We start from the raw sequence: 23,821 nt of genomic DNA on the forward strand, positions 1-23,821 counted from the left end.
CCTCACAGACTGAATTTTGTTGCAACAGGGATAAAATAATTAGTGCTAATAATTGAGCCTTTTGTAATTGCTTCAGGCAGTTGGCTTACAGCCGCTCTTCTACATAAAAAACAAATTCGCGTTTTGGTTATGATGAACTCACAACCAAAAGTCAAGAATATTTTCAACTCCCCAAAAAGGGCTTGACTATCGCAAATAATAAGTGGTAACTGGCAACCCATCTTTTTCGCTTTTATGTACAACTCATCTAAACGGCAGAGGCCACGGATATGCGTCGGAAAACGCTCTATCTTTCCTTCATCTATCACAGCCACTATGCACCGTGTTTCTTTCGGGGCTTTTTCCAGACAAACACCTACTATGGAAAGGAGAAAAGCAGAATGAAAAGAATGACTTGGATAGGGAGTATTGTACTCTCGGCGTTTCTGGTTATCACACTGGCATTCCCCGTTTGGGCGCGCACCATCAAGATCGGCGTCATCGGACCGATGAATTTTGTTCAGGGCAAGGGACATTGGAACGGCGCCTTGATGGGGGCCGAGGAAATCAACGCCAAAGGCGGCGTGCAGGTCGGCAAGGAAAAGATGAAGATTGAATTGGTAAAGGCCGACTCCAATGAATTCCTAAGTTTGACCGATGCCACGAACGCCATTGAAAGGCTTATCACCAGCGACAAGGTTGATTTTATCGTCGGCGGTTTTCGGACGGAGGCGGTGCTGGCAATGCAGGACATCGCCATGGACTACAAAAAAATATTTATGAGCGCCGGGGCCGCCCATCCGGAGCTCTGTACCAGAGTGGCGAAAGACTATAACCGCTACAAATACTTTTTCCGCGTAACCCCGTTTAACTCCTCATATCTGGTCAGAACGAGCTTTGCCCATATGGGGTTTGTCGGGGCAATCCTGAAAAAAGAGCTGCAATTGCCGAAGGTCAAGGTGGCAATCGTCGCGGAAAAGGCGGTATGGGTTGACCCGATGATTGCTGCGGCGCAAGTTGTCATCCCCAAGATGGGCATGGACGTCGTCGGGATATGGCGCCCCTCGGCGGTTGCCACGGACGTCACGGCAGAACTGGCCGCCATTCAGAAAAGCGGCGCGAATCTTATTTTTACCATCTTTTCCTCTTCCGTCGGGATTCCGTTTGCCCGACAGGCCGGAGAATTAAAAATTCCGGCAGTTCAGGTGGGGATTAATGTGGAGGCCCAAAAGGATGGTTTCTGGGAAGCCACCAAAGGAATGGGTAATTACGTTTTTACAACCAATACCTATGTCCGGGATGTGGAATACAATAGTCTGACAAAACCCTTCGTTGAAGGTTATTACAGCCGCTTCGGGGAAGTCCCCACCTATACGGCAGATACTCATACGGCTATCGTCGAAGGACTGGTTCCGTCCATTGAAGCCGTCGGCAGCCTCGATGCCGACAAGATCGTCGCCCACCTGGAAAACCGGGAATACCTCGTTCCCAGCGGCAAGGTAAAATACGAAAAAGACGCCCAGGGCCGCCCCACCCATGATTTAACCTGGGGGCCCGGTTATCTGACCAGCCTGGGCGTTCAGTGGCAGAACGGCAAACTTGTCGGGGTATGGCCCAATAAATGGGTTGCCGCCCCCGGCGCGCCCGAGATCACCTATAAGGGCATCGTTCCTTACAAAATACCTCCCTGGATGAAAAAATAACACTGTCTTCCGGCCTGCCCCGCCCCTCCGGGGGGGCGGGGAGGTCTGTCCTCTAACCCTTTTTCAAAGGCGCTGCGAGGTACTATGAATATTATTATCACCGGTCTTATCACAGGCAGCATGCTGGCCCTGCTCTCTATCGGTTTTTCGCTGATCTTCGGCGTTGCCCGCATTGTCAACATCGCCCACACGGCCTTTTACATGATCGCCGGTTACGGCATCTATTTTCTGTGCGTCCGCCTCGGCTTAAGCCCCGTTCCCGGCATGCTGCTCTCCGTCTTTGCCGTCACCCTGCTGGGCTTGCTGGTTTACACATTCCTGATCGACAAAATCCGCGAGCACGAAGCCGCGGTGCTGATCGCCACCATTGCCCTGGCGATGATCTTTCAGGAAGCCATGATGCTGATCTTCACAGGAGATTATCTTACCGTATCGCCCCTTGTTAAGGGCTACTTTTCCCTGTTCGGGGTCAAAATCTTCAATCAGCAGGTGCTTAGTTTCGTCGTGGCCCTGCTGCTGATGTTTATTCTCTGGCTGCTTTTGATGAAGACCCGGCTTGGTCTCGCAATCCGTTCTATCGCCGAGGACCGGGAGGTCGCGAATCTGATGGGGATGAACGACAGCCTGCTTGCCATGATCACGATGGGCATTTCGGTTGCGCTGGCCGGCTTTACCGGAGCGGTCATCGCGCCCCTGATGGTGCTTAGCCCGTACATGTGGATGGAACCCCTGATCATGATGATGGCGGTGGTCGTCCTGGGGGGATTGGGCAGCATCAAGGGAAGCTTTATCGCCTCGTATATTCTTGGTTTTACCGAAGCCCTGGTGGTCTTCCTAATCCCCAAGGGCGCGTTTCTGAAAGGGTCGGTCGCCTTGATTATCATGATCCTGGTACTGCTGCTGCGGCCGGAAGGACTGTTCGGCATTTCTTTTGAGGAAGAAAGGTAGGCATGTTCACCGTCGGTTTGCAAATAAAAAGGTTTTATACGCTGTTCCATGAAGAGGTGCTGGTGCTTCCCAGCCGGATCATTGTCGCCCTTTTCTTCTTAACGCTCCTGGGAATTCCCCTTGTAAGCCAGAACCCTTATATGATCCGGGTTATCATCCTGACCAGCATCTTTGCCATTCTGGCGGCAAGCTGGGATTTACTGTCCGGGTTTACCGGTCAGATGAACTTTGGCCATGCCCTTTTCTTCGGCGTCGGCGCCTACACATCGGCGCTCTTGAATATTCGCCTCCATCTCCCTCCCTGGGGATGCGTGCCCCTCGGCGCCGCGGCCGCGGTCCTGGCGGGACTTCTGGTCGGGATACCCTGCCTGCGGTTGAAGAAAACCTACCTAGCCCTGACAACGCTTGCGTTTCCCATAATCCTTATGGGCATCGTTTTTGCGCTGCCGGATTTAACCGGCGGCGAATTGGGAATCTCCGGTCTTAAGCGCATCTCCAATTCCCTTGTCGGCAATTACTATATCCATGTTGTCCTGATGCTTGCCCTGTGCTCCCTCATGTGGAAAATTACCGATTCCAATACCGGCATCATTTTTCACGCCATCCGCGAAGATGAGCTGGCAGTCAAGGCTTCGGGGATCAACACCACCCGCTACAAGCTGCTGGCCTTCTGCCTGAGCGGTTTTTTTGCCGGGCTGGCCGGCGGTCTCTACGCGCATTACATGAGAATAGCCGGACCTTCCACGCTCGAGGTTTCCATGTCCTTTACGGTGGTTATCTGGGGTGTTTTCGGTTGTATTGCAACCATTTACGGCCCCGTGGCGGCGGTGTTTATCCTTTTTCCGCTTCTGGAGTTTGTCCGTTTCTGGCCCGAATACCGGACGCTCATTTTTGCCGTCATCGTTCTGGTGATCCTGCTGTACATGCCGGAGGGTCTGGCGCCCTGGATAAGGGACAAGATCGAAAAGGAGTGCCCCCGCTGCAAGGTGAAAAGCATCGCCACCCGGAAAACATGCCGAATTTGCAATGCTTCGCTGGATTGACCGGGAAGAAAAGGAAGATATCCTGCTGTTTTTATAAAAAGCGATAACCGTTCAACAATATAAAAGGATGCAATTATGAGCCATAAAGAGGCATATCTTTCCAAACCGTGGTTGAAGAGCTATCCGGAAGAAGTTCCCGCCCAAATTGACATTCCCGAGATCTCCGTGCCGGGTCTCTTCGATGAGATCGTTGAAAAATACGGAAGCCGCCCGGCTTTGATCTTTTACGGTAAAAAGATAAACTACCGCGAGCTCAAGGAGCTGGTGGACCGAATGGCCACCGCCCTGGCGGATATGGGAATCCAAAAGGGAGACACCGTGGCCCTTCATCTTTTGAACAGCCCTCAATACGTCATTTCCTATTTTGCCTCGCTGCGGCTGGGCGCCAAGGTAACGCCGATCAGCCCGGTCTATACGAGCATCGAGGTGAAACACCAGCTCGAGGACAGCGAGGCAAAAATCGTCATCTGCCAGGATATCCTCTTCGAAAACGTTGACAAGGCAGGCTTCAGCCCGGAACGGGTAATTTTGACCAGCATTAACGAGTATCTTCCCGCCTTGAAAAAAATCTTCGCCGGCGGCAACCGGAACGCTTCCGGTAAATCCGGCCTTTCGATAGAAACGCTCAAAAAAAGGGGTGTTAAATCATTTCAGGACTTGTTGAAAAAATATTCCCCCGAGCCGCCTGCCGTCGCGATTAACCCTTGGAAAGACCTTGCGGCGCTGCCCTATACGGGCGGCACCACCGGGCTTCCGAAGGCGGCCATGCTGACTCATCGGAACATCGTCGCGCTGCAGGCCCAGACCCGGGCCTTCTGGCCGATCTTTGAAGAGGGGAAAGAGGTGATTATGGCCTTTTTGCCGCTGTTCCACATATACGGACAGGTGGTTGTAATGATTGCGGGACTGGCCTCCGGGGCAACTCTTGTGTTGTTCACCACCCCCGACATTGATGAAATCCTCTCGGCAATGGAGCGTTATCAGGCCTCCGGCTTCTATGGGGTGCCCACCCTGTTTGAATATCTGAAGGAGTATGAAAAAACCAACCGGGTTAACTGGAAGCGACTGAAACTGATTGTCTGCGGGGCCGATACGCTGCATGAATCAACGATTGACGGCTGGGAAAAGAGGACCGGGTCGCATATCCTCGAGGGGTACGGAATGACGGAAACCACGTCCGCCAGCCACAGCTCGCCGATGAACCGCTTCAAAAAGGGCTCGTTCGGGGTACCTCTGCCGAATGTCTCGGCGGCAATCATCGATCCGGAGGGGACTGAATTTATGCCAGTCGGCGAGGTCGGCGAGATGATTTTATCCGGGCCAAACATCATGCAGGGTTACTGGAGAAGGCCGGAAAGCACGCAGGAGATCATGTTCGAAATTGATGGGGTCGTCTGGATGCGCACCGGGGATCTGGTCAGCATGGATGCAGAGGGATATTTTCATTTCTTCGACCGCAAACGGGATCTGATCAAATACAAAGGCTATTCCGTCTTCGCCCGGCATGTGGAGGAAGTCCTCTATCAGCATCCCCAGATCAAGGCCGCCGGCGTGGTCGGCGTTCCTGATCCCGCGTTCGGAAACCTGATCAAGGCCTACGTAGTTCTGGAAAGCGAGGCCCGGGGCAAGATTTCGGAGGAGGAGATCGTAGATTTTTGTCGTGAGCGGCTGGCCCATTACAAGGTGCCAAAGATCGTCGAGTTCCGGGGCGAGTTGCCGAAAACCGATGTCGGCAAGGTCTCGCGGCGGGAGTTGCGAGAGGAAAACGAGGAGTGCTGAGATGACCGTGCCGCTTCTGGAAGTGGAAGGATTAACGAAGAGTTTCGGCGGTCTGCATGCGGTCAACGACATCAGGCTGCGGATGGAGAAAAAGGAGATCATCGGCCTCATCGGTCCTAATGGCGCCGGTAAAACCACCCTGCTGCGGCTTCTCACCGGAATATTGAAACCTAATGCGGGAAGCGTTGTTTTCAAAGGGAAACAGATCATCGGCATGAAGATCTGGGACATCGTCAACCTGGGAATAGCGGGCACCTTTCAAAATATGAGGCCGTTTCGCCGACTCCCCATTATCGCCAATGTGATGGTTTCCTGCCTCTCCCCCCGGGTAATGAAAAAAGGGGAGTGGGTGAAGGTTGTGGAGGCAAAGGCCATGGACGCCCTCGAATTCGCGGGTATCTCCGATATGGCGTTGGAAAAGGCTTCGACGCTGTCGCAGGGGGACTTGAAGAGGCTGGAAGTGGCGCGGGCGGTGGCGACGGAGCCGGAATTGCTGCTCTTGGATGAACCGTTCGGCGGGCTCAGTCCGGCCGAGACGGAGCTGATGGCAAAATCCATCCACCGGCTCCACAAGGGCGGACGTTTTGGGCGCCTGCACAGCGAGGGGCCCGCGATGATCATCGTGGAGCACAAATTGCAGCAACTTATGAAAATTGTGGATCGGATCATCGTCCTTAACTTCGGCTCGATTCTTGCCGAGGGAACCCCGGACGAGGTGGTGAATAATCCGCTGGTAATTGAGGCCTATCTGGGGAAAGGGGGAGGACAATAGCCATGCTCCTCGAAGTCTCCCATTTAAGCGTGCGGTATGATAAGGCCGTTTTGGTAAATGATGTCAGCCTTTCCGTTGAAAAAGGGGAACTGGTTGCCTTAGTCGGGCCCAACGGCGCAGGAAAATCCACAACGCTTCGGGCGATCAGCGGTCTGGTCGCCTGGGAAAGGGAGATCAAGCGCCGTTCGACCGCGGGAGACATCTCCATAGAAGGAACAATCGCTTTCAAAGGCGAATACATCGATCAAGTTCCCGCCTACGCTATCGTTCAGCGGGGGCTTGTTCTGTGTCCCGAAAGGAGACGTCCCTTTCGGGAAATGAGCGTGCTTGAAAATTTAAAGGCGGGCGCGTATCTCCAGAAAGACAAGAAAAAAATTCATGCTATCCTGCAAAAAGTTTATGATCTCTTTCCGGTTCTCGAAAAACGTGCGACGCAGATTTCCGGAACCCTTTCCGGCGGCGAGCAGCAGATGCTGGCTATTGGCCGCGCCTTCATGTCCGATCCTGAGCTGCTCTGCATCGACGAACCATCCACCGGGCTGGCGCCGCTGATCCGCCAGGAGGTTTTTGAAAAAATATCCGAGATCAACCGCATGGGAATAACAATCCTGCTGGTGGAGCAGGAGGTGAGCACCGTCTTCAAAATGTCCACCCGCAATTACGTGCTCTCCTCAGGAAAGATCATTGCGCAGGGAACCGCGGAGGAGCTGCTCCAGAACGAAGTCCTGCGCAAGAGCTATCTGGGGCTGTAGAAATCAGGCAAGCAATTCGCGCAGAAACCGGCCGGTATGGGAGTCTTTTGCTTTTGCAACCTGTTCCGGCGTTCCCGTGGCAACGATTCGGCCGCCGCCGGGGCCTCCTTCCGGCCCAAGATCGATGATGTAGTCGGCAGCCTTGATCATATCGAGGTTGTGTTCGATCAGGACAATGGTATTTCCCATCTCCACGAGGCGCATCAAAACGTCGAGCAGCTTCTGGATGTCGGAAAAATGGAGGCCAATCGTCGGTTCATCGAGGATGTAGAGGGTATTGCTGTTGGCCCTCTTCCCCAACTCCCGGGAGAGCTTGATCCGCTGCGCCTCGCCGCCGGAGAGGGTCGTCGCCGACTGGCCGAGGTGGATGTACCCTAAGCCCACATCGTGCAAAAGCTGAAGCTTCTCGCGGATCGACGGAATATGCTCGAAAAAAGAGAGCGCCTGCTCGACGGTCATGTCGAGGATTTCGGCGATGTTCTTGCCCTTGTACCGTATCTCGAGGGTATCGGGATTGAAACGCCGGCCCTGGCAAGCATCGCAGGTCACATAGACATCCGGCAGGAAGTGCATCTCGATCTTGATCAGACCGTTCCCCTCGCACGCCTCGCAGCGCCCGCCCTTGACATTGAAGCTGAAACGTCCCGCCTTGTAGCCTCGGAGTCGCGCTTCGGGAAGCCCGGTGAAGAGCTCCCGGATATGGGAGAAGATGCCGGTATAGGTGACCGGATTGGAACGCGGCGTCCGTCCGATCGGCTGCTGGTTCATCATGATGACCCGCTCGATGCCGCCAAAATCGGCGATGCGCCGCACCTTGCCGCCCCCCATGCGCTCCTGGTTGATCCTCCGGGCCAGCGCCTTGTAGAGCGTCTCGATCACCATCGTGCTTTTCCCGGAACCGGAAACCCCGGTTACCGCGGTAAAGATGCCGACCGGGATTCTTATGTCGATATTCTTCAGGTTATGCTCGTTCGCCCCCTCCAGAACGATAAAACGTCCCGACAGCGGCCTTCTTTTCTGGGGAACGGGGATAGATTTCCGGCCGGAAAGGTACTGTCCGGTCAGCGACTCTTCTGCACGGCAGATCTCCTCCGGCGTCCCCTGAAAGATGACCTCGCCCCCGAACATCCCCGCCCCCGGGCCAATGTCGATGATCTGATCCGAGGCCATCATCATGTCCCGGTCGTGCTCGACGACAAGGACGGTGTTGCCCATATCGCGCAGCCGCTTCAACGTCGCGATCAGGCGGACATTGTCCCTCTGGTGCAAACCGACGGTCGGTTCGTCCAGCACGTAGAGAACCCCGACCAGCCCCGAACCGATCTGGGTGGCAAGACGGATTCTCTGTCCCTCCCCCCCCGAGAGGCTGCCCGCCGCCCGTTCCAGGGTCAGGTAATCCATCCCGACATCGAGCAGGAAGCCCAGTCGCGTCTTGATCTCCTTCATCACCCGCTCGGTGATCTGGAGCTCCTGCGGAGAAAACGGAATACCCACCACAAACTCCCGGCATTCGCGAAGCGGAAGGCAACACAAATCGTGAATATTTTTGCCGCCGACGGTCACCGCAAGGCTCTCCGGTTTCAGGCGGGCGCCGTGGCAGGTGGGACACTCCCGGAGGTTGATGAAGCGGGACAGATCCATCCGCACATGCAGCGACGTGGTCTCCTTGTACCTGCGGTCGAGCTCATTGAGTATCCCCTCGAACGGCCGGGTGTGAAAAAAACGCCGGCCGCCGCGATCGGCGTAGAAGCGAATATTTTCTTCCCCGGAACCGTAGAGCAGCATCGCCGCGATTTTCGCCGGCAGATCCTGAAAGGGGGTGTTGATATCGAATCCAAAATGGCTGGAAAGCGCATCGATCATGTTAAAATAATGGAGATAGTGACGCCCCGACCAGGGGACAATCGCCCCCTCGCGAATCGAAAGACTGCGGTCAGGAACGACAAGCTCTTCATCAAAATACATCCGGGTGCCCAGTCCGCCGCAATCGGGACACGCCCCATAGGGGCTGTTGAACGAGAACATCCGCGGGGCCAGCTCCGGCATGCTGACGCCGCAATCAGGACAGGCGTAGCGCTCGCTGAAGAGGAGATCATTCGCTCCTGCCAGGCCGATGCGTACCAGACCGTCGGCAAGAACAGCGGCGGCTTCCAGCGACTCGCGGAGCCTCCCTCTGATTCCCTCCTTGATGACAAGGCGGTCAATGATCACGTCAATTTCGTGCTTATGGTTCTTGTCGAGGGCAATCTCCTCGGAAAGTTCCTTGAGCTCCCCATCGACGCGGACGCGGGTATAGCCGTCCTTCAGCAGCTTTTTGAACTCCTTTTGAAATTCACCTTTGCGACCGCGGACAAGGGGCGCCGAGATCGTCACCCGGGCGTTTGCCGGATAAGCAAGAACAGTCTCCAACATGGCGTCAATCGTCTGGGCCTTTATCTCCCGACCGCATTTCGGGCAGTGGGGAATGCCCGCCCTGGCAAAAAGCAGCCTCAGATAATCGTAAATCTCCGTCACCGTCCCCACGGTGGAGCGGGGATTGTGGGAGGTCATTCGCTGCTCAATCGCAATGGCGGGGGAAAGTCCCTCAATGGACTCCACATCCGGTTTGTCCATCTGACCGATGAACTGCCGGGCGTAGGTGGAAAGGGACTCCACATAGCGCCGCTGACCCTCGGCGTAAATGGTGTCAAACGCCAGGGAAGACTTACCTGAACCGCTCACCCCGGTGATCACGACTAAGCAATCCCTGGGAATGTCAATATTTATGTGTTTCAGATTGTGCTGGGATGCGCCCCGTACCTTGATAAAATTCATTACAGCCTGATCTCGACATTATATTTTTCCCGCAGCTCCTTCAGCCACTCCTCGAACCTTTTTTCCATTTTCTCCTTTTCTAACTTCGCCTTGATTTCCTCACGAACGATCTCTATGGTTTTGGCGCCTGCCCCCCGGCGATCCGTTATCTGGATGATGTGAAAACCAACGGGTGATTCTATGACGTCGCTGATTTTTTTCAGCGGCAGAGCAAAAGCAACCGACTCTATCTCGGGAAGAATCGCGCCTTTTTCTATATAGCCGATATCGCCCCCCTCTTCGGCGCCCGGCCCCTGGGAAAACTTTGCGCACAACTCCACGAAAGATTCTCCCTTGAGCAGTCGCTGGCGGATGGCTTCAATATCAGCGCGAATTTTAGCCTTATCCTCGGGGCTCGCTTCCTTGGGGATGAGCAGGAGTATCTGCCGGACCCGGACGGATTCCTTGCCATCGTATTCTTCGCGATGTTGGCGATAGTAATCGCCAATTTCCCCTTCCGTCGCAACAGCCTTTGACCTGATGTCCCGTCCGATAAGCTGCATCCTCATCAGTTGCCTCCTGACATCCTTTCTGTACGTCTCCGGCGTTAGCATTTCCTGTTCAAGAAGCCTCCGGAACTGATCTTCCGATAAATTACGCTGTTTCTTAATATCCGCTATGGCCGCATCGATCTCTCTATCCTGAACGGATATCCCCGTCTTTTTGGCCTCCTGCTCCATCAGCATATTATCAATCAAACTGTTGAGGATGCTTCTTTTTGCTTCGTCCAGAGCTTTATCCCGCTCATTGCCGCGATAGCTGGCTTCAAACCTCGCCATAAACGGCTCAAAGGCCCTGTTCAAATCAGAAAGGGTAATTACCTCATCATTCACGACGGCCACAATCCGATCGACTACCCCGGCTTCCGCCGCCGCGCAAATAAAAACAACAACCACCGCAATTAAAATATTATAAAAGTAACGCTTCAGTTTACCTGTTTCATAAACATTAATCTTCGCTTGCACCGTTTTTATCCTCCTTATCCCCTCAATTCCCCTATCAACTCCCGCGCCCGGGACAATATCTCGGACCCTGCAATCCCCGGCATGGGGATCGTCAACTTGTTGTCGGGGGTAAGGTGCACCCCCCGACGCTTGCCGCGGTACAGCTCCATGATCCGGGCTGGCTCAATCGGACTATTGTCCTGCAATAACAAAGACATGTCCTTGCCATCGTAGCCCATTTTCCTTCCCCTTACCGTCTTGAGAAGGTTGCGGATTCCAATCACCCCCATGAGGTTGTCAACCTCGGCAGGGACATTCCCGTAACAATCGCGCAATTCCTGACGGATTGCATACAATTCTTCTTCCGTCAAAGCGAGCGAAATCTTCTTGTAGCAGACAAGCCGCTGGTGCTCGTCGGCCATATAGGTCTCGGGAATGAAAGCGGGAATGCCCAGATTTATCTCCGGCCGGAGCTCCTCTTCCGGCGCCGGCGCCCCCTTAATCTCCCGGATCGCATTTTCCATCATCTCGGTGTAAAGCTCGTAGCCAACAGCGGATACGTGCCCGGACTGAGACGTTCCCAGCATATTCCCCGCGCCTCTGATCTCGAGGTCATTGGAGGCAATCCGGTAACCAGACCCTGCTTCGGTAAAGTCCATGATGACCTGCAACCGCTTCTGGGCGTCGCGGGAGAGCATCGCCCCCTGGGGAACAAGCAGCCAGGCGAAAGCCTCTTCCTTCGAACGGCCGACCCGCCCCCGGATCTGGTAGAGCTGGGAAAGCCCGAAACGATCGGCCCGGTTGATGATAATCGTGTTCGCCGACGGGATATCCAGACCGGCCCCGATGATCGTCGTGCAGACCAGGACATTGTCTTCCCCGCGGATGAACCGCTTCATCGCGCCCTCGATATCCGAGGGCTTCATCTGCCCGTGGACGACCCCGATATTTGCCTCGGGAACAAGCTTCTGGATGAGGCGGGCCATCGTAAAGATGGAGCGGACCCGATCGTGGAGAAAAAAGACCCGGCCGCCGCGGGCAAGCTCCCCGCGGATCGCGTCTATAATTATTTCCTCATTGAATTCAATTACATAAGTCTTGACAGGCAGACGGCTCTCCGGCGGTGTGTTCATGATCGAAAGATCCCGGATTCCCACGAGCGACAGATGCAGCGTCCGCGGAATCGGGGTGGCCGAGAGGGTAACGACATCAACCAGCTTGCGGAGCTTTTTCAGCTTCTCCTTGTCGGCAACCCCGAACCGCTGCTCCTCATCGACAATTACCAGTCCCAGATCCCGAAAATTGACATCCTTCTGCAAAAGGCGGTGGGTGCCGATTACGATGTCCACCGTCCCCTTGGCCAGACCTTCTATGATCTCCTTCTGTTCCGCCTTGCTCCGGAAGCGGTTGAGAACCTCCACGCGCAGCGGATAATTTTTCATCCGCCCGGAAAAGGTCTGATAATGCTGCTCGGCAAGGATGGTCGTCGGCACAAGCATCGCCACCTGTTTGCCGTTCAGCGCCGCCCGAAACGAAGCCCGCATCGCCACTTCCGTTTTTCCGAACCCGGCGTCGCCGCATATCAGCCGATCCATCGGCTTTGCGCCATTCATATCAAGATGGATATCTTCGATCGCCTTTGCCTGGTCCGGGGTTTCTTCAAATTCAAATGCGGCGCAAAACTCCTCATAGAGGCGATCCGGCGGGGCAAAAGGTTCCCTTTCCATCGTCTCGCGGGCGGCGTAAATGGCCACAAGCTCCTCTGCCATCTCGCGAACCGACTCCCGAACCTTTTCCTTCATCGTCTCCCAGGATATCCCGCCCAGCTTATCGACCTTAGGCACGAACCCTTCGGCGCCGATATAGCGCTGGAGCTGATCTATCCGGTCAACCGGGATGTAGAGCCGATCGTTTCCCTGATATTCGATCAGGAGAAAATCGTTTTCAACGCCGCCCGCGGCCAGTTTCTGCAAGCCCCGGTAACGACCGATGCCGTGTTCGGTATGAACGACAAAATCCCCTTCGGAAAGTTCCCCGAACGATTTGAGAAAATATCCCTCCCTTACCCGCCGGGCAGGCCGCCTTAATGCCTTTTTTCCGAATATCTCTTCCTCGGAAAGCACAATCAGTTTCATCTCGGGAAGGTGAAATCCACCACTGATCCTCCCCTCCATGATGGTCACAGCCCCCACCGAGTTCTCCGCCTCGATCGCCTCGAGGAATAGACCTTTAGCCTTTCGGGTAGGAACGTCGTATCTATCCAGCAACTGCGCCGCCCGCTCAACGCCCTCCTGCCCGCTGCAGATAAAGGCAACGGCGTTCCCCTCGTCCAGCCACCCGCGCATCTTCTGCGCAAGCGGGAAAAGAACGCCTTCGTCCTCAGCAGCCCTTTGCGCTTCCGGCCTGCCCACGGAGATATCATCCTCGAGGTGAAACCGGATCGGAAAATTGCCTTCAGCTTCGGCGCCCAGCGCAAGACCGGCAAGGTAGAGCTGCGTCATCGCCTGCCTTCTGCCGGAAACATCCGCCGCTGCCAGATATGCCGCCTCTTTTTCCAGATAGAACCGCCCCTGCTCGCGCGCCTTCAGGAAAAACCCGTCGAGATCGTTTTCGATCTTTTCTTGCAGCAGAGAGCCGGTAAGGGGGTCGTCAAGGACAAGAATTCCCCCTGGGGGCAGGTAGTCGAAGAGCGTTCCCATCCCCTCGTCGCCAGACCCTTCATCCCCGGATTCGTTATAGAAAAGTGAATAAAACAGAGGATTTGTAGAAACACCGAGGCCGGTTGCAATAATCTCGGTCAGCTTCTCCTTCGTAGTCCGGGGAAGCCCCAGCTCATTCGAACGACGACGGATAGCGTGGACGGCGCACTCGCGTCTTTCCTTCGTGATGATCAGCTCCGCGGCGGGAAAAAGCGTAAAGTCGGCAATTTCCTCAATGGAACGCTGCGTTGCTTCGTCAAACAGACGAATTGATTCTATCTCGTCGCCGAAAAACTCCAGGCGCAGGGGGTGCGCCGCGTGGGGAGGGAAGATATCCAAAATATCGCCGCGAACGCTGAACTCTCCCTTTTCTTCCACCAGCGACTCGCGCACGTATCCGCCTTCGCCCAGCTTCGCCGTGAGCTCATCGCGCCCGCGCAGGTCGCCGATCGAGATCGTTTCAACATAACCTTCCAGGACGTCGCGCGGAACGGTCTTTTGCATCAAGGCGGAAACAGGCATGATAACAACCGCCGGCCCGCCATAGGCAAAGCGGTGCAATGCCTCCATCCGGGCAAGTTCCGTCTCGCGCTGGAAGGCAAACATATCCGTTGTCACCAGCTCCCACGGCGGCAGCATAAGCGCCTGCTCTTCTCCCAGGAAAAATGTCAAATCCCGGAGGCATTTTTCCGCCTCCTTCTGGTCAGGCCGGATTACCGTAATCGGGCAGCCCAGATGCCGGAAGAGCATTGCCGTCACAAAGGCGCGCGCCGCTCCGTCCAGACCTCGCACAATGAGTTTGTCCTCCCTGCGGGCCAATCTCTCTATCAACTCCCGCAGAGAGTTATCAATTATCCTTTTTCTAACTTCCACTATTTTGCGCAAAGTCATTCCTTGAAGATTGATCTGCTGCCTTAATTTTTCCTGCTCTTCCAACCGAAGAGGACAACTCTGCCATCCCGGAACGCATTATTTTATCTTACCCGTCCTTCTCAACCAACATCAAGTTTTAATGTGATTGGAGCGATCACTATATTATTTCAGACTATTATTCAAGCGGCAAAAACAAATGCGCTTTTTGTTGACAAACAAAGAGTATCTACGATATCGTTTTACAAAATTATCAAGGGGAATGGGAAAAATGATCAGTGTTGAAGATGCCCTGCAAAATATTTTGGATTCCGTTGCCGTTTTGGGAATGGAAAAATCGGACATTCTCTCCGCCCTGGGCAGGGTAATCGGCGAAGATATTTATTCCGGAAGAAACATTCCGCCGAAGGATAATTCGGCAATGGACGGCTACGCGGTGCGCTCCGCAGACACCTTCGGCGCTTCCGATAAAAAACCCGTCATGCTGGAGGTCATCGAGGAGCTTCCCGCCGGATCGGCATCCCAAAAAACGATCGGGAAGGGACAGGCCGCACGGATCATGACCGGCGCCTTTATTCCCGAGGGAGCTGATGCGGTGATCCCGGTGGAAGACACTGAAAAGGAAAACGACCGGGCTGCAATATTCGTAAGCGTCCAGGCAGGCAGGGACATCCGCTTTGCCGGCGAGGATGTAAAACTCGGAGAGAAGGTTATTGCAAAAGGGGAAATCCTTTCCCCCGCCCATATCGGAATGCTGGCATCGCTGGGGCGCTCGTTTGTTCTCGTGCATCAAAAACCGCTGATCGCAATCGTCTCATCAGGCGATGAGCTCGCGGATATTGACGAACCGCCGTCCTTGAAAATAGTCAGCTCGAACAGCTACTCGCTTGCCGCCCTTGTTCTGGAATGCGGCGCGATCCCGATGCAGATGGGCATCGCCAAAGATCGGCGCGAGGATTTGCTCGAAAAATTCCGGGCCGCGATGCGGGCCGATCTGATCATCTCCTCCGGGGGCGTCTCCGTTGGCGATTTCGACCTCGTCAAAAATGTTATGAAACAGGAAGGAAACCGGATGCAGTTCTGGCAGGTTGCGATGAAACCGGGGAAACCGCTTGCCTTCGGCGCCCTTGAAGATGTCCCGATCATCGGCCTTCCGGGAAATCCCGTCTCCTCGATGGTTTCTTTCGAACAATTCGCCCGTCCCGCCATCCTTAAAATGATGGGGCACAAAAATCTCTTCCGGAAAACAATCCAGGTGCGTTTAAGCGAGGATATAAACAAGAAACCGGGCAAGCGCCATTTTATTCGCGCAATTATCGAGCAAACCGCCGACGGATATGCCGCCAGAACAACCGGCGATCAGGGCTCGGGAATCCTGACCTCGATGGTCCAGGCCAATGGTCTTATCATCATGCCTCCCGAAAGCACCAAGGCCAAAGCGGGCGAGTTCGCAACGGTTCAGCCTCTCGACAATTCGCTGCAGATGGCGGCTGATCCCGGCTATCCGCAATCTTAACTTTTCATCAGAGAAAAGGTGTGTTATAGACCGCAACGGAAGTGCTTAGGTCGCTGGTGGGCTTCCCGGACTTCAAATCCGGAGTGGGGGGCTAGTACCCTCCCAGGTGGGTTCGATTCCCATGCACTTCCGCCAATAATTTCAGATGCTTACAAAGAGGCCCTTTTTGACGGGGGCCTTTTTGTTTGGCGGTGTGCCTAAAATGTAACCATTTTGTAACCGTAAGTAGCTTTCCTGCTTGCGGGCGGCCTCTCTCAGGTCGTCCTGGTTGATGATGTTGTACCGGTCGAAGACCGACCGGGTTTTGTGGCCCGAAATCGCCATCGTCACCCGTTCGTGCACACCGGCCCGGACCATGTTGCGAACCGCGGTCCGGCGAAAATCGTGAAACAGTCTGCCCGGCAGCAGCTGGCCGCTCTTCTCATTCCGGACCTGGATGCCCAGCCGCTTGCAGGCCCGGTGCCAGGCATCCTGAAAGTTCCGGATCTGCTGCCCCCCGTTGTGGAAGACGTAAGGGCAGCCCAGCCGCCGCTTCTTGTGCTGGGCCTTCATCACCACAGCCAGTTCCTCGTTCAGGTACACGGTCCTGGCCTCGTCGTTCTTCGTCTCGCCGGGATCGAGCCGGACGATACCCTGCTCCAGGTCCACCTTGTCCCAGGTCAGGTTGAGGATCTCGCCCCGCCGCCATCCCGTATGGTAGGCGAAGGTGACGACGGGCCGCAGATAGTCGGGCAGATCGTCCCGTATCTTCAGGAAATCCCCGTGCTCGAAGAACCCCTTTCGGGTGTTCGACTCCCGGAGCATCGGAATGTAAGGCACCAGCCCTACCTTCGCCGGTGTGCAGCGGGCACCTAAGCGGAACATCCGCTTCAAGGCTGCCAGTTCCCGATTGATCGAGGCATTGGCCATCCCCGCCTCCATCCTGCGTTCGATGTACGCCTTGACCGACGCCGTGTTGATGTTAACCACCTTCGCGCCGCCGAACACCACAGTCAGGTGTTTGACGGCCAACTCCGCTCGGTCCACACTCTTGCGTTTATTGATCCGGTAGTCCGTGATCAGGTCCTTTCCCAGTTCATCAAAGGTGACCTTGTCCAGATAAATCCCCGGCAACTGCCCCTGGGCGATCTCCCCTTCCCGCGTGATCAGAAGTTTTTTGGCGACCTCCTTTTTGTCGCTGTGCGTGGACTCGGTGTAGGGCTTGCCGTTCCGGTAATACTTGATCCAGTAGTTTTTTCCTCGCCTGTAGATGCATCCCACTGATGCGCCTCTCCTTTCCGGGAGCGATTGCTCTTGACCCGCTGCGGGTCAGAGCCCCGGTCACCGACGCGCCTATGCGCCGCTGCCGCCTCCCTCGTCAGAATGTCTTTCAGGCGATTCCCCATCATGGGGAAAAGCGTAGCACCGGGGAGCCTACGATTCAAGTGTTTATCAGCGATAAACCGACTTGTTTGACTCCACAAACCGATCCAGGTCCTGGACGTCCAGGAAGATCTTGCGGCCCGCCTGTGGTTTGACCACCGGGATGACGCCCGCCCAGATCAGCTCCCGCATTCCCCACTCCGAACGGCCAAGATAGGTTGCCCCTTCCTTGAGGGTGTAGAGGCGCTTGCGCGCGGGAGCGCCATACCCCTGGGCCTTGCCCTCCATGAGTGTCTTGCCGGTCATGTCACACCTGAAAATCATCCTGCCGCCGCGCTTCGAATTCCGGGATTTCCTCCACAGGGATCCGGACGCAATCCCGGAGACGAATGGCCTTGAGCTCCCCCATGTCGATGAGGCGGTAGATGGTCCGGTCGGAAACGGCAAAGTACCGGGCCACCTCGTCGACGCGATAGTAACGCCGGGTAGTCAGTCCGGAAACAATGGGCACTTTTTCGTTCATGGAAGACTCAGCCCCCGGCCGCGCACGGGGGTTACCCCTCGCAAAAAGTTTTCTCCCGTAAGAGACGCCGTCTCGACACCCCGTTCGGGTTAAGACACGCCATCTCGACCCTTTTTCAAACCGCCCCCGGCCCTCTTGCGGCTGCCCTTCTTCCGGAAACTAAACTTCCTCAGATGGAGGGCCCGGGAAACTTGGCCTTTCGTGGACGGCTCCCGTCTTTCCGGCCGTTTATGGAACCAAGCCCTTAACTGCGCCTCCTCTGAGAGATCCGGATCGAGGCCGGTGATCCCCTTACGGATGACGACCAGGCGGCTGAGCATCTCGATAGTGAAGTACCCGGCGCCATGGCTCGCCACCTTGGCAATCCGGCGCTGTGACCGGATCCAGGGACGGCCGCCCTGGGAGCGGGAGCGGCAGATCTCCTCGTCAGGGTACCAGATCCCTTTGAGGCTCACAGTATCCAGGGGGCAAAGCGGCGCAAGACAGTTCTCGAAAAGCGTGCAGGTCGGGTGATGCGCTGAAGGGCCCTGCTCGGGATCTTGACGTTCCGGAAGATCGTTCCGTTCAACCATGAGCCTGCCTCCCCTCCCTCCCTGGTCTGGTCATAGAATAACCGTGTACCTCCAGATCGATCAGGAGCCTCACCGGCACACCGTTAAGGTTCGACCGCTTACACCTCCCGCAGCGGAAGAGGTAACGGCTCCCGCTCCGGTAGAGGCTGATCAGACCGTGACCGTCGCAATCCGGGCATTCCTCTCCGGTGTTCCTGTACGTCCGTCGCTGGGGATGATCCTCCAGCCACTGCTGCCAGAGCTCCCGCATCACCAGGGGAAGGTTCCGGGGGAAGGTCTCGTGGCGGCTCCGGATCTGGTCGCTCATCCAGTCCACCGGCTCGTCGGGGATGTGCTTCACCCCCTGAAACCAGAGATCAAGCGTCTCCTCCCGGGGATCCCGGCGTTCGTAGTAAAAGCAGAGCCCCTTCACGAATGCGTGGAAGACTTTTTCAACCATCGATCCAGCCCTCCCTCCCCTTCCGGCGGCCCGCCCCGAGGTCCGCCGCGGCCAGCCCGGTCCTGGGCCCGGGTCAGCCAGTTGACGATGAACCGCTGCCAGTTCGATTTCCGGTTCACCGGGTTCGCCGACGCCCAGGCCTCCATGCGGCGCAGTTCTGAGAGCACATCGCACGCGGGATAGGCCTGTTGCCACTTCTCGACCAGATCCGGAGGCACCTGATCGAAACGGCCGGCGTCGTAATCGAAGGCGATGCCTTTCCGTGCGGGACTCGATACCCGCGCCGCAGGTTTAGGCTGGCGGCGACCAGTTTCGGGGGTGAGAGGATCGGCCGTCTCCTCCCGAATTTCCTCTTCCGCGGGACTGGGTACCCGTGCTGCAGGTTTAGGCTGGCAGCGACCAGCGTCGGGAGTTGGAAGATCGGCATCATCCCTCTGCTCCCCCTCCTCCAGCGGTGGGCGATCCGGATCGGCCGCCGCAGTAGTAGTTTGTATTTCTGTTTCGGTTTCAGTTTCAGTTTCTGTTTCATCGCTACACTCTCGCGAGTCTGTGGCGAGTGGATCGCGAGACACTCGCGAGGGTCGCGCGAGGATGTCGCGAGGACAGGGCGGATTGCGCATCTTGCTTGGCCGGTCCACCTTCTGGTGATCGGAAAAGTTCCGGATGAAAAAGAAGGATTCGCCGTCGGCCATGAAGGGATCGATGACGCCGATCCGCTCCAGGTCGGCCAGCCACTTCCGGAAATCCTCCACGGTCAGGTCTACGTCGTAGGGGAAGATCTGCGCTTTAAGCCAGGCCGGGTGCCCTTTGGTCACACCGTAGTCGTCGGAGCAGGTCCAGAGACCCGCGAAGGTCAACCTTGCCTCCCGCGGCACCAAGGCCAGTTTCTCATCGCTCCAGAATTCCGGTTTGAGGATCCGGGACCGGGCCATCATCTTTCCCCACCACCGTGACATCGAAACAGCGGCAAACAACGAATCGTGCCTAAAGGGGCCTACAGACGAAAACGGTTTGCCATAGGGTGGCACAAAGGGATGAGAAAAGTTTCGGAAAAAAACCGGTCTTTTTTCGGTCGTCAAAAATATTTTCAGTGGCAGTTTCTGCGCGATTCCCTCGCCATTTCATTATATTATAGCCAGCGCACTTGATTTTCAGGACGATATCCCGTCGATATGCCGACCAGAGGATAGTGCCACACTGACTTGAGCTCATCCGCAGAACTGAAATCATCTTGACTTTTCTCCGAATGTAGTTATTATTGTAGCTACAATGGAAATCGAATGGGACGATAAGAAGAACGCGGAGAACATCCGGAAGCACGGACTGGATTTTGTCGACGCCTGGCAGGTGTTCCAACATCCGTTGTTTGTAAAATCGGATGACCGCGAGGATTACGGTGAGGACCGATGGATCGGGATCGGCATGATGTCCAACGGAATCGTCGTCGTTTTCGTCTTCACTGAGAGAAATCAGGAAACGATCCGTATGATCTCAATGAGAAAGGCAACGAAAAATGAGCGCACAAGATTTGAGAAAGCTGTCAAAAACGAACTGGGCAAAGATTAAGGCCATGAAGGATAGAGATATCGATCTGTCCGACATTCCTGAGCTCGACGACGCTTTTTTTACGGAAGCGAAGCTTTGGCCGGGCAAGAAGAAGCAGATCACCCTCCGGCTGGATCCGGACGTGGTCGAATTCTTCAAGGCCGGGGGACGGGGTTACCAGAGCAGCATCAACGCCGCGCTCCGTCGTTACATGGAGGCACAGCAGCGACGTCTGAAGGAAGCATGAGCTACGGCCGTACACAGCGTCGTTTAATGCCCGCACGATGAGACTGACAATGCCATTTATTGCCTTGGATAAAGCGACAAATGATAGAGTCGACATCACCCGTCTTGCGGAGCCCCGCGAAACGCTCAAAGGTAAGGAGTTTCAATGCCAGCTTTGTGGCACTAAAATGATCATGCGCGGCGGTTATAGCGTGCGATTCCATTTTTACCATTACCGGGCATGTACAACCTCATACGCATCCAATCCCGAAACGCCTGAACACATCAATGGAAAATACTACGTCGCCGAGCAGGTTCTAACGACCATGAAGGACTTTGCAGATTTCAGCCCCCAATACGAGATCCCCATCCCCGAAGTAATGCGGGTGGCCGACATCATCACTGAATTCCCGATGGGATGGCGGATCGCCCATGAAATACAGCTTTCCGCGATAACCGTGGACGAATTGGATCGGAGAACGTCCGATTATTCGCTAGCCGGGATCGACGTTTTGTGGTGGTTCGGAAAGTCGGCAGATACCCCAACAAACAGGGATTGGGCGATAAAGCGAAATGGGTTCTCCCTGAGCCTCAAATATGACAAAAGTAACCAGGTGAGAAGCGGTCTGTGGAGAGAGACACTTATTGAAGACCGCTTCAATGGCAAGTATGTTGGACAAGTCTATGAAAATAACGAATCGAAGCGTCCCGACACATTGCCGCCCGTGGCGGGAGCGATTGCAGGATGGTGGAACGACTACGCCTTGGCAAGATATTATCAGGTCTGGAAAAAGGGAAATAGCGATCGTTATAAACGCGGCCTCTTGGCTTCAACACGAAGCATCGCCTCATTCAATGGAAAGACAGGGGTCGGAAAAGACAAATTTTTCCACAAAGAAGGGGCTCTTTGGATCGTCGATCTGAAGCCGTTCCTCGATCGTCAGGAAAAGTACTCCCATATACGACCACTCTCTGATGCAGCCATAACGTTGATCCAAGGGCGCGCTCACTCGTACGGGGCAAAGCAAGCCAAGGAACGGCCGCAATGACATGCCCTACCGAGATCCGCTGCCATTGAACAAGGGGAATCCGTTGCCGAACACAAAGGACATTTCAGCCAGGGCGAAGAAGCAGGTTATCCAGGAGGCTGGTGGTAATTGCGGCTTCTGCGGGGAAAGCAATGTGGCCACATTGGAATTCCACCACATTCACGGCAAGAATATACCGAACCCACATGCCCCCGAGAATCTTATCTATGTTTGCAAGAACTGCCACGGGAAGATCACGGCCGGTCTGATATCCGAAGCGGACGTCGTTCTGCAAAAGCGGATTCTGCAATACCGGGGAAGCCCCGCCGGAAAGGTCGGTGATATGACTCGCATTGTGAACGTCACCGGAAGCATTAATACGGGAACGATTGCCAACGAAATTCACTTCCACGGGAAGCCGAACCGAAAGATCACGATCCCACCCCAGGCAGACGCGATCGGCGGAGATACCCTAAAGAGGAATTACCTGAAGCATCTCATTGATCGCTATCAGGAATTCGCCAAGGCAGAGAAGGGGGAAGGCTACGTATACCCGATTTTCTATCAGGCCATCAAAAGAAGATACGGCGCCAACTGGGACAGGATCCCCCTGCATCTTTTTGAAGATGTCTGCGCATATGTTCAGGATCGCATTGACAAGACCGTGCTGGGCAGGAATAGAAAAGCAGGTGGACAAAGCAACTACAGCGTGTTCTCGGAATACCGCGACAAGTACGTGAACAGGCAGAATCCCGCATGACCAAACTCAATGGAACTGTAAACACGGCGATCCCATCAGCACAGGCATAGCAACTCCGGCATATCGAGAAGCCAGGCGGGCCAGTCGGAGAGGAATCGGTCTAAAGCCAGTAGGAACAGGAAGGAAGCCACGGGATAATCCCTCTTGCGGAGGATCAGGACGTTCTCCCGGTCGCAGTTCAGCATGTATCCCGTCTTGGGCCGCGTGGCGATCAACCCCTTCATCTCCCCCTCCCGAATCTCCATTCGTCCGGCGATCCCCTTTTTGATCTCGGCGACGAGCTTGCGCTTGTGGTCCGAAACCTGTCCTTCGTAGGGCTTGTTGGTCCCTTCGTAGTCCAGCTCTCCCGGCCAGAGGCGGCTGTAGATCTCCTCCCGCGGGACAACCTCCTTGGGGCTCTGCGCGAGCAGCAACATATAGCTGAACGAAACCGGGCGCAACGGGACAGGGAGGCCTCGGTAGAAGAAGAGCTTCTGCCGCTCGTCGATCACGATTGCGGGTGGGTCGGCGATCAGTTCCGAAAGGTGGTTTACCGACGTCAGCCGGTGTCGCAACTCGGCCAGAAGCGATCCATTGCGCAGAAGCTCGGCGAGCGTGCAGGGGAAGCGAGGCCCTTCCGGCATTAAGAAAAGCTTCCGGACCAGGTTGTAGAGACGTACGGCAAATCGTTGCGGCAGGAGTCGGGCCAGTTCGGAGAGAGGAAGTTCAAGGACGAAGCTCGATAGCTGATCGTAGCCGCCAAAAGGCCCATCGACGCCGGTCCGGTCCCAGTACCTCAATAGGATCGGGGCAGGCCCCGCCTCCACCTGGCGACGCCGTGAACCGGGATGGGAAGCGGGGGAGTGATCCGTCCGGCGATCAGCGCCTTCCGGTGACTTTCTTTTGCCGTGACCGCCAGGATGGTCAACCGTCAACTGGGATCAGCCCTGAAGGCACCGCCGATGACGATCTGGATCATATCAAGCGCCTTCGTCTCCCTGCAGCGTATCCCGTGCCTGGTGATGAGGGCTTTTCTGCTGAGTAGGGCCGCTGGAGGGCAGCTTGCATCGATGACGGAGAGTTGATTCGTGAACGAGCGGATCGGCGGCACGGGGGAGGCCCTTGCCACCGCATTGTCCTTGCGGCGACGGTCCCTCTCTTCGGCGTCTTGGCGGCATCGAAATCAAAGATGCGGTTTTCGTTGCCGCCCGATAGGGTATCAGAAAACGATTGACGAAAGACTCAATGGCACGTGCAAACGCAAGGCCAGGGAAAGGTATGGCAACGACCCGATGATCGGAGGCAGGATTCACCGTCTTGCAGGTCGTTTCGCATTTCGGTCGCTTGACTGCGAGAAGCTCGATTTGCATAAGGCTGTTACGGACCCTCCGTCTCGATGGCACCGAGAATGCCATTCCAAAGGTTGGAAATTTGTTAGAGAGGCGCCGCGCCGTGCAAATACAGACAGACCGTGATAAATAGCACCATTGTCCAGATAACTCAAAGGAAATGTGATGTTATACACGACAC

At 55.5% G+C, this 23,821-nt stretch carries 23 protein-coding genes and 1 tRNA gene; 12 read left to right on the forward strand and 12 right to left on the reverse strand.

Going from position 1 to position 23,821, the window contains the following annotated elements; genetic code table 11:
* Positions 1–2 precede the first annotated feature (2 nt).
* A complete protein-coding gene (locus M0P74_11130; protein MCK9364133.1) occupies positions 3–314 on the reverse strand; it encodes a hypothetical protein in 312 nt (103 codons plus the stop codon).
* Positions 315–380: 66 nt separating this feature from the next.
* On the opposite strand from M0P74_11130, the gene M0P74_11135 reads away from it, so the two are divergent.
* From M0P74_11135 to M0P74_11160, 6 genes are all read left to right on the forward strand, one after another.
* On the forward strand, positions 381–1,682 hold the full coding sequence (locus M0P74_11135; protein MCK9364134.1) for an ABC transporter substrate-binding protein: 1,302 nt from the start codon (positions 381–383) through the stop codon (positions 1,680–1,682).
* Positions 1,683–1,766: 84 nt separating this feature from the next.
* Positions 1,767–2,630: a branched-chain amino acid ABC transporter permease gene (locus M0P74_11140; protein ID MCK9364135.1), complete on the forward strand. Its 864-nt coding sequence runs from the start codon at positions 1,767–1,769 to the stop codon at positions 2,628–2,630.
* A 2-nt stretch (positions 2,631–2,632) separates the two neighbouring features.
* On the forward strand, positions 2,633–3,673 hold the full coding sequence (locus M0P74_11145; GenBank protein MCK9364136.1) for a hypothetical protein: 1,041 nt from the start codon (positions 2,633–2,635) through the stop codon (positions 3,671–3,673).
* 75 nt (positions 3,674–3,748) lie between these two features.
* Positions 3,749–5,452 carry an AMP-binding protein gene (locus tag M0P74_11150; GenBank protein MCK9364137.1) on the forward strand — a complete coding sequence of 568 codons (1,704 nt, stop codon included), beginning with the start codon at positions 3,749–3,751 and terminating at the stop codon, positions 5,450–5,452.
* 1 nt (position 5,453) lies between these two features.
* A complete protein-coding gene (locus tag M0P74_11155) occupies positions 5,454–6,224 on the forward strand; it encodes an ABC transporter ATP-binding protein (protein MCK9364138.1) in 771 nt (256 codons plus the stop codon).
* Positions 6,225–6,226: 2 nt separating this feature from the next.
* Positions 6,227–6,976 (forward strand): ABC transporter ATP-binding protein, encoded by a 750-nt coding sequence (locus M0P74_11160; GenBank protein MCK9364139.1) that lies wholly within the window; start codon positions 6,227–6,229, stop codon positions 6,974–6,976.
* Positions 6,977–6,979: 3 nt separating this feature from the next.
* On the opposite strand, the gene uvrA is transcribed toward M0P74_11160, so the two are convergent.
* The 3 genes from uvrA to mfd are packed head-to-tail and all read right to left on the reverse strand — an operon-like array spanning position 6,980 to position 14,363.
* Positions 6,980–9,790, reverse strand: coding sequence for an excinuclease ABC subunit UvrA (uvrA, locus tag M0P74_11165; protein ID MCK9364140.1), 2,811 nt, complete (start codon positions 9,788–9,790; stop codon positions 6,980–6,982).
* A complete protein-coding gene (locus tag M0P74_11170) occupies positions 9,790–10,794 on the reverse strand; it encodes a SurA N-terminal domain-containing protein (GenBank protein ID MCK9364141.1) in 1,005 nt (334 codons plus the stop codon). The genes uvrA and M0P74_11170 overlap by 1 nt, the downstream gene beginning before the upstream one ends.
* Before the next feature lie 14 nt (positions 10,795–10,808).
* Positions 10,809–14,363 (reverse strand): transcription-repair coupling factor, encoded by a 3,555-nt coding sequence (gene mfd, locus M0P74_11175; protein ID MCK9364142.1) that lies wholly within the window; start codon positions 14,361–14,363, stop codon positions 10,809–10,811.
* Between the two features lie 250 nt (positions 14,364–14,613).
* Here mfd and M0P74_11180 point away from each other — a divergent pair, with 250 nt between their 5' ends.
* Both M0P74_11180 and M0P74_11185 read left to right on the forward strand, forming a co-directional pair.
* Positions 14,614–15,858, forward strand: coding sequence for a molybdopterin molybdotransferase MoeA (locus tag M0P74_11180; protein ID MCK9364143.1), 1,245 nt, complete (start codon positions 14,614–14,616; stop codon positions 15,856–15,858).
* A gap of 37 nt (positions 15,859–15,895) precedes the next feature.
* Positions 15,896–15,993, forward strand: a tRNA-Sec gene (locus M0P74_11185).
* A gap of 6 nt (positions 15,994–15,999) precedes the next feature.
* On the opposite strand, the gene M0P74_11190 is transcribed toward M0P74_11185, so the two are convergent.
* The 6 genes from M0P74_11190 to M0P74_11215 form a co-directional block, all read right to left on the reverse strand.
* Positions 16,000–17,118, reverse strand: a complete 1,119-nt coding sequence (locus tag M0P74_11190; protein MCK9364144.1) for a site-specific integrase — start codon at positions 17,116–17,118, stop codon at positions 16,000–16,002.
* A 171-nt stretch (positions 17,119–17,289) separates the two neighbouring features.
* The gene (locus M0P74_11195) at positions 17,290–17,544 is read right to left on the reverse strand and encodes a helix-turn-helix domain-containing protein (protein MCK9364145.1); all 255 of its coding nucleotides are present in this window, start codon (positions 17,542–17,544) and stop codon (positions 17,290–17,292) included.
* The gene (locus M0P74_11200) at positions 17,528–17,743 is read right to left on the reverse strand and encodes a helix-turn-helix domain-containing protein (GenBank protein ID MCK9364146.1); all 216 of its coding nucleotides are present in this window, start codon (positions 17,741–17,743) and stop codon (positions 17,528–17,530) included. The genes M0P74_11195 and M0P74_11200 overlap by 17 nt, the downstream gene beginning before the upstream one ends.
* An 89-nt stretch (positions 17,744–17,832) precedes the next feature.
* Positions 17,833–18,315, reverse strand: coding sequence for a hypothetical protein (locus M0P74_11205; protein ID MCK9364147.1), 483 nt, complete (start codon positions 18,313–18,315; stop codon positions 17,833–17,835).
* Positions 18,308–18,754, reverse strand: coding sequence for a hypothetical protein (locus tag M0P74_11210; protein ID MCK9364148.1), 447 nt, complete (start codon positions 18,752–18,754; stop codon positions 18,308–18,310). Before M0P74_11210 ends, M0P74_11205 begins: the two co-directional genes overlap by 8 nt.
* Positions 18,724–19,689 (reverse strand): hypothetical protein, encoded by a 966-nt coding sequence (locus M0P74_11215; protein MCK9364149.1) that lies wholly within the window; start codon positions 19,687–19,689, stop codon positions 18,724–18,726. The genes M0P74_11210 and M0P74_11215 overlap by 31 nt, the downstream gene beginning before the upstream one ends.
* A gap of 334 nt (positions 19,690–20,023) precedes the next feature.
* On the opposite strand from M0P74_11215, the gene M0P74_11220 reads away from it, so the two are divergent.
* From M0P74_11220 to M0P74_11235, 4 genes are read left to right on the forward strand one after another with little or no spacing between them, the layout of a single operon-like run.
* Entirely contained in the window at positions 20,024–20,320 is a 297-nt protein-coding gene (locus M0P74_11220) for a BrnT family toxin (protein MCK9364150.1), read from the forward strand.
* A 4-nt stretch (positions 20,321–20,324) separates the two neighbouring features.
* Positions 20,325–20,546 (forward strand): BrnA antitoxin family protein, encoded by a 222-nt coding sequence (locus tag M0P74_11225; protein ID MCK9364151.1) that lies wholly within the window; start codon positions 20,325–20,327, stop codon positions 20,544–20,546.
* Positions 20,547–20,595: 49 nt separating this feature from the next.
* Complete coding sequence (locus M0P74_11230) at positions 20,596–21,573, forward strand: hypothetical protein (GenBank protein MCK9364152.1); 978 nt, start codon at positions 20,596–20,598, stop codon at positions 21,571–21,573.
* A 43-nt stretch (positions 21,574–21,616) separates the two neighbouring features.
* Positions 21,617–22,312, forward strand: a complete 696-nt coding sequence (locus M0P74_11235; protein ID MCK9364153.1) for an HNH endonuclease — start codon at positions 21,617–21,619, stop codon at positions 22,310–22,312.
* A 35-nt stretch (positions 22,313–22,347) separates the two neighbouring features.
* On the opposite strand, the gene M0P74_11240 is transcribed toward M0P74_11235, so the two are convergent.
* Together M0P74_11240 and M0P74_11245 are read right to left on the reverse strand one after the other, a co-directional pair.
* Complete coding sequence (locus M0P74_11240; GenBank protein MCK9364154.1) at positions 22,348–23,226, reverse strand: hypothetical protein; 879 nt, start codon at positions 23,224–23,226, stop codon at positions 22,348–22,350.
* A 45-nt stretch (positions 23,227–23,271) separates the two neighbouring features.
* The gene (locus M0P74_11245) at positions 23,272–23,661 is read right to left on the reverse strand and encodes a hypothetical protein (GenBank protein ID MCK9364155.1); all 390 of its coding nucleotides are present in this window, start codon (positions 23,659–23,661) and stop codon (positions 23,272–23,274) included.
* Positions 23,662–23,821: the final 160 nt, after the last annotated feature.

This window comes from Syntrophales bacterium (genome assembly GCA_023229765.1).
Classification (GTDB): Bacteria; Desulfobacterota; Syntrophia; order Syntrophales; family UBA5619; genus DYTH01.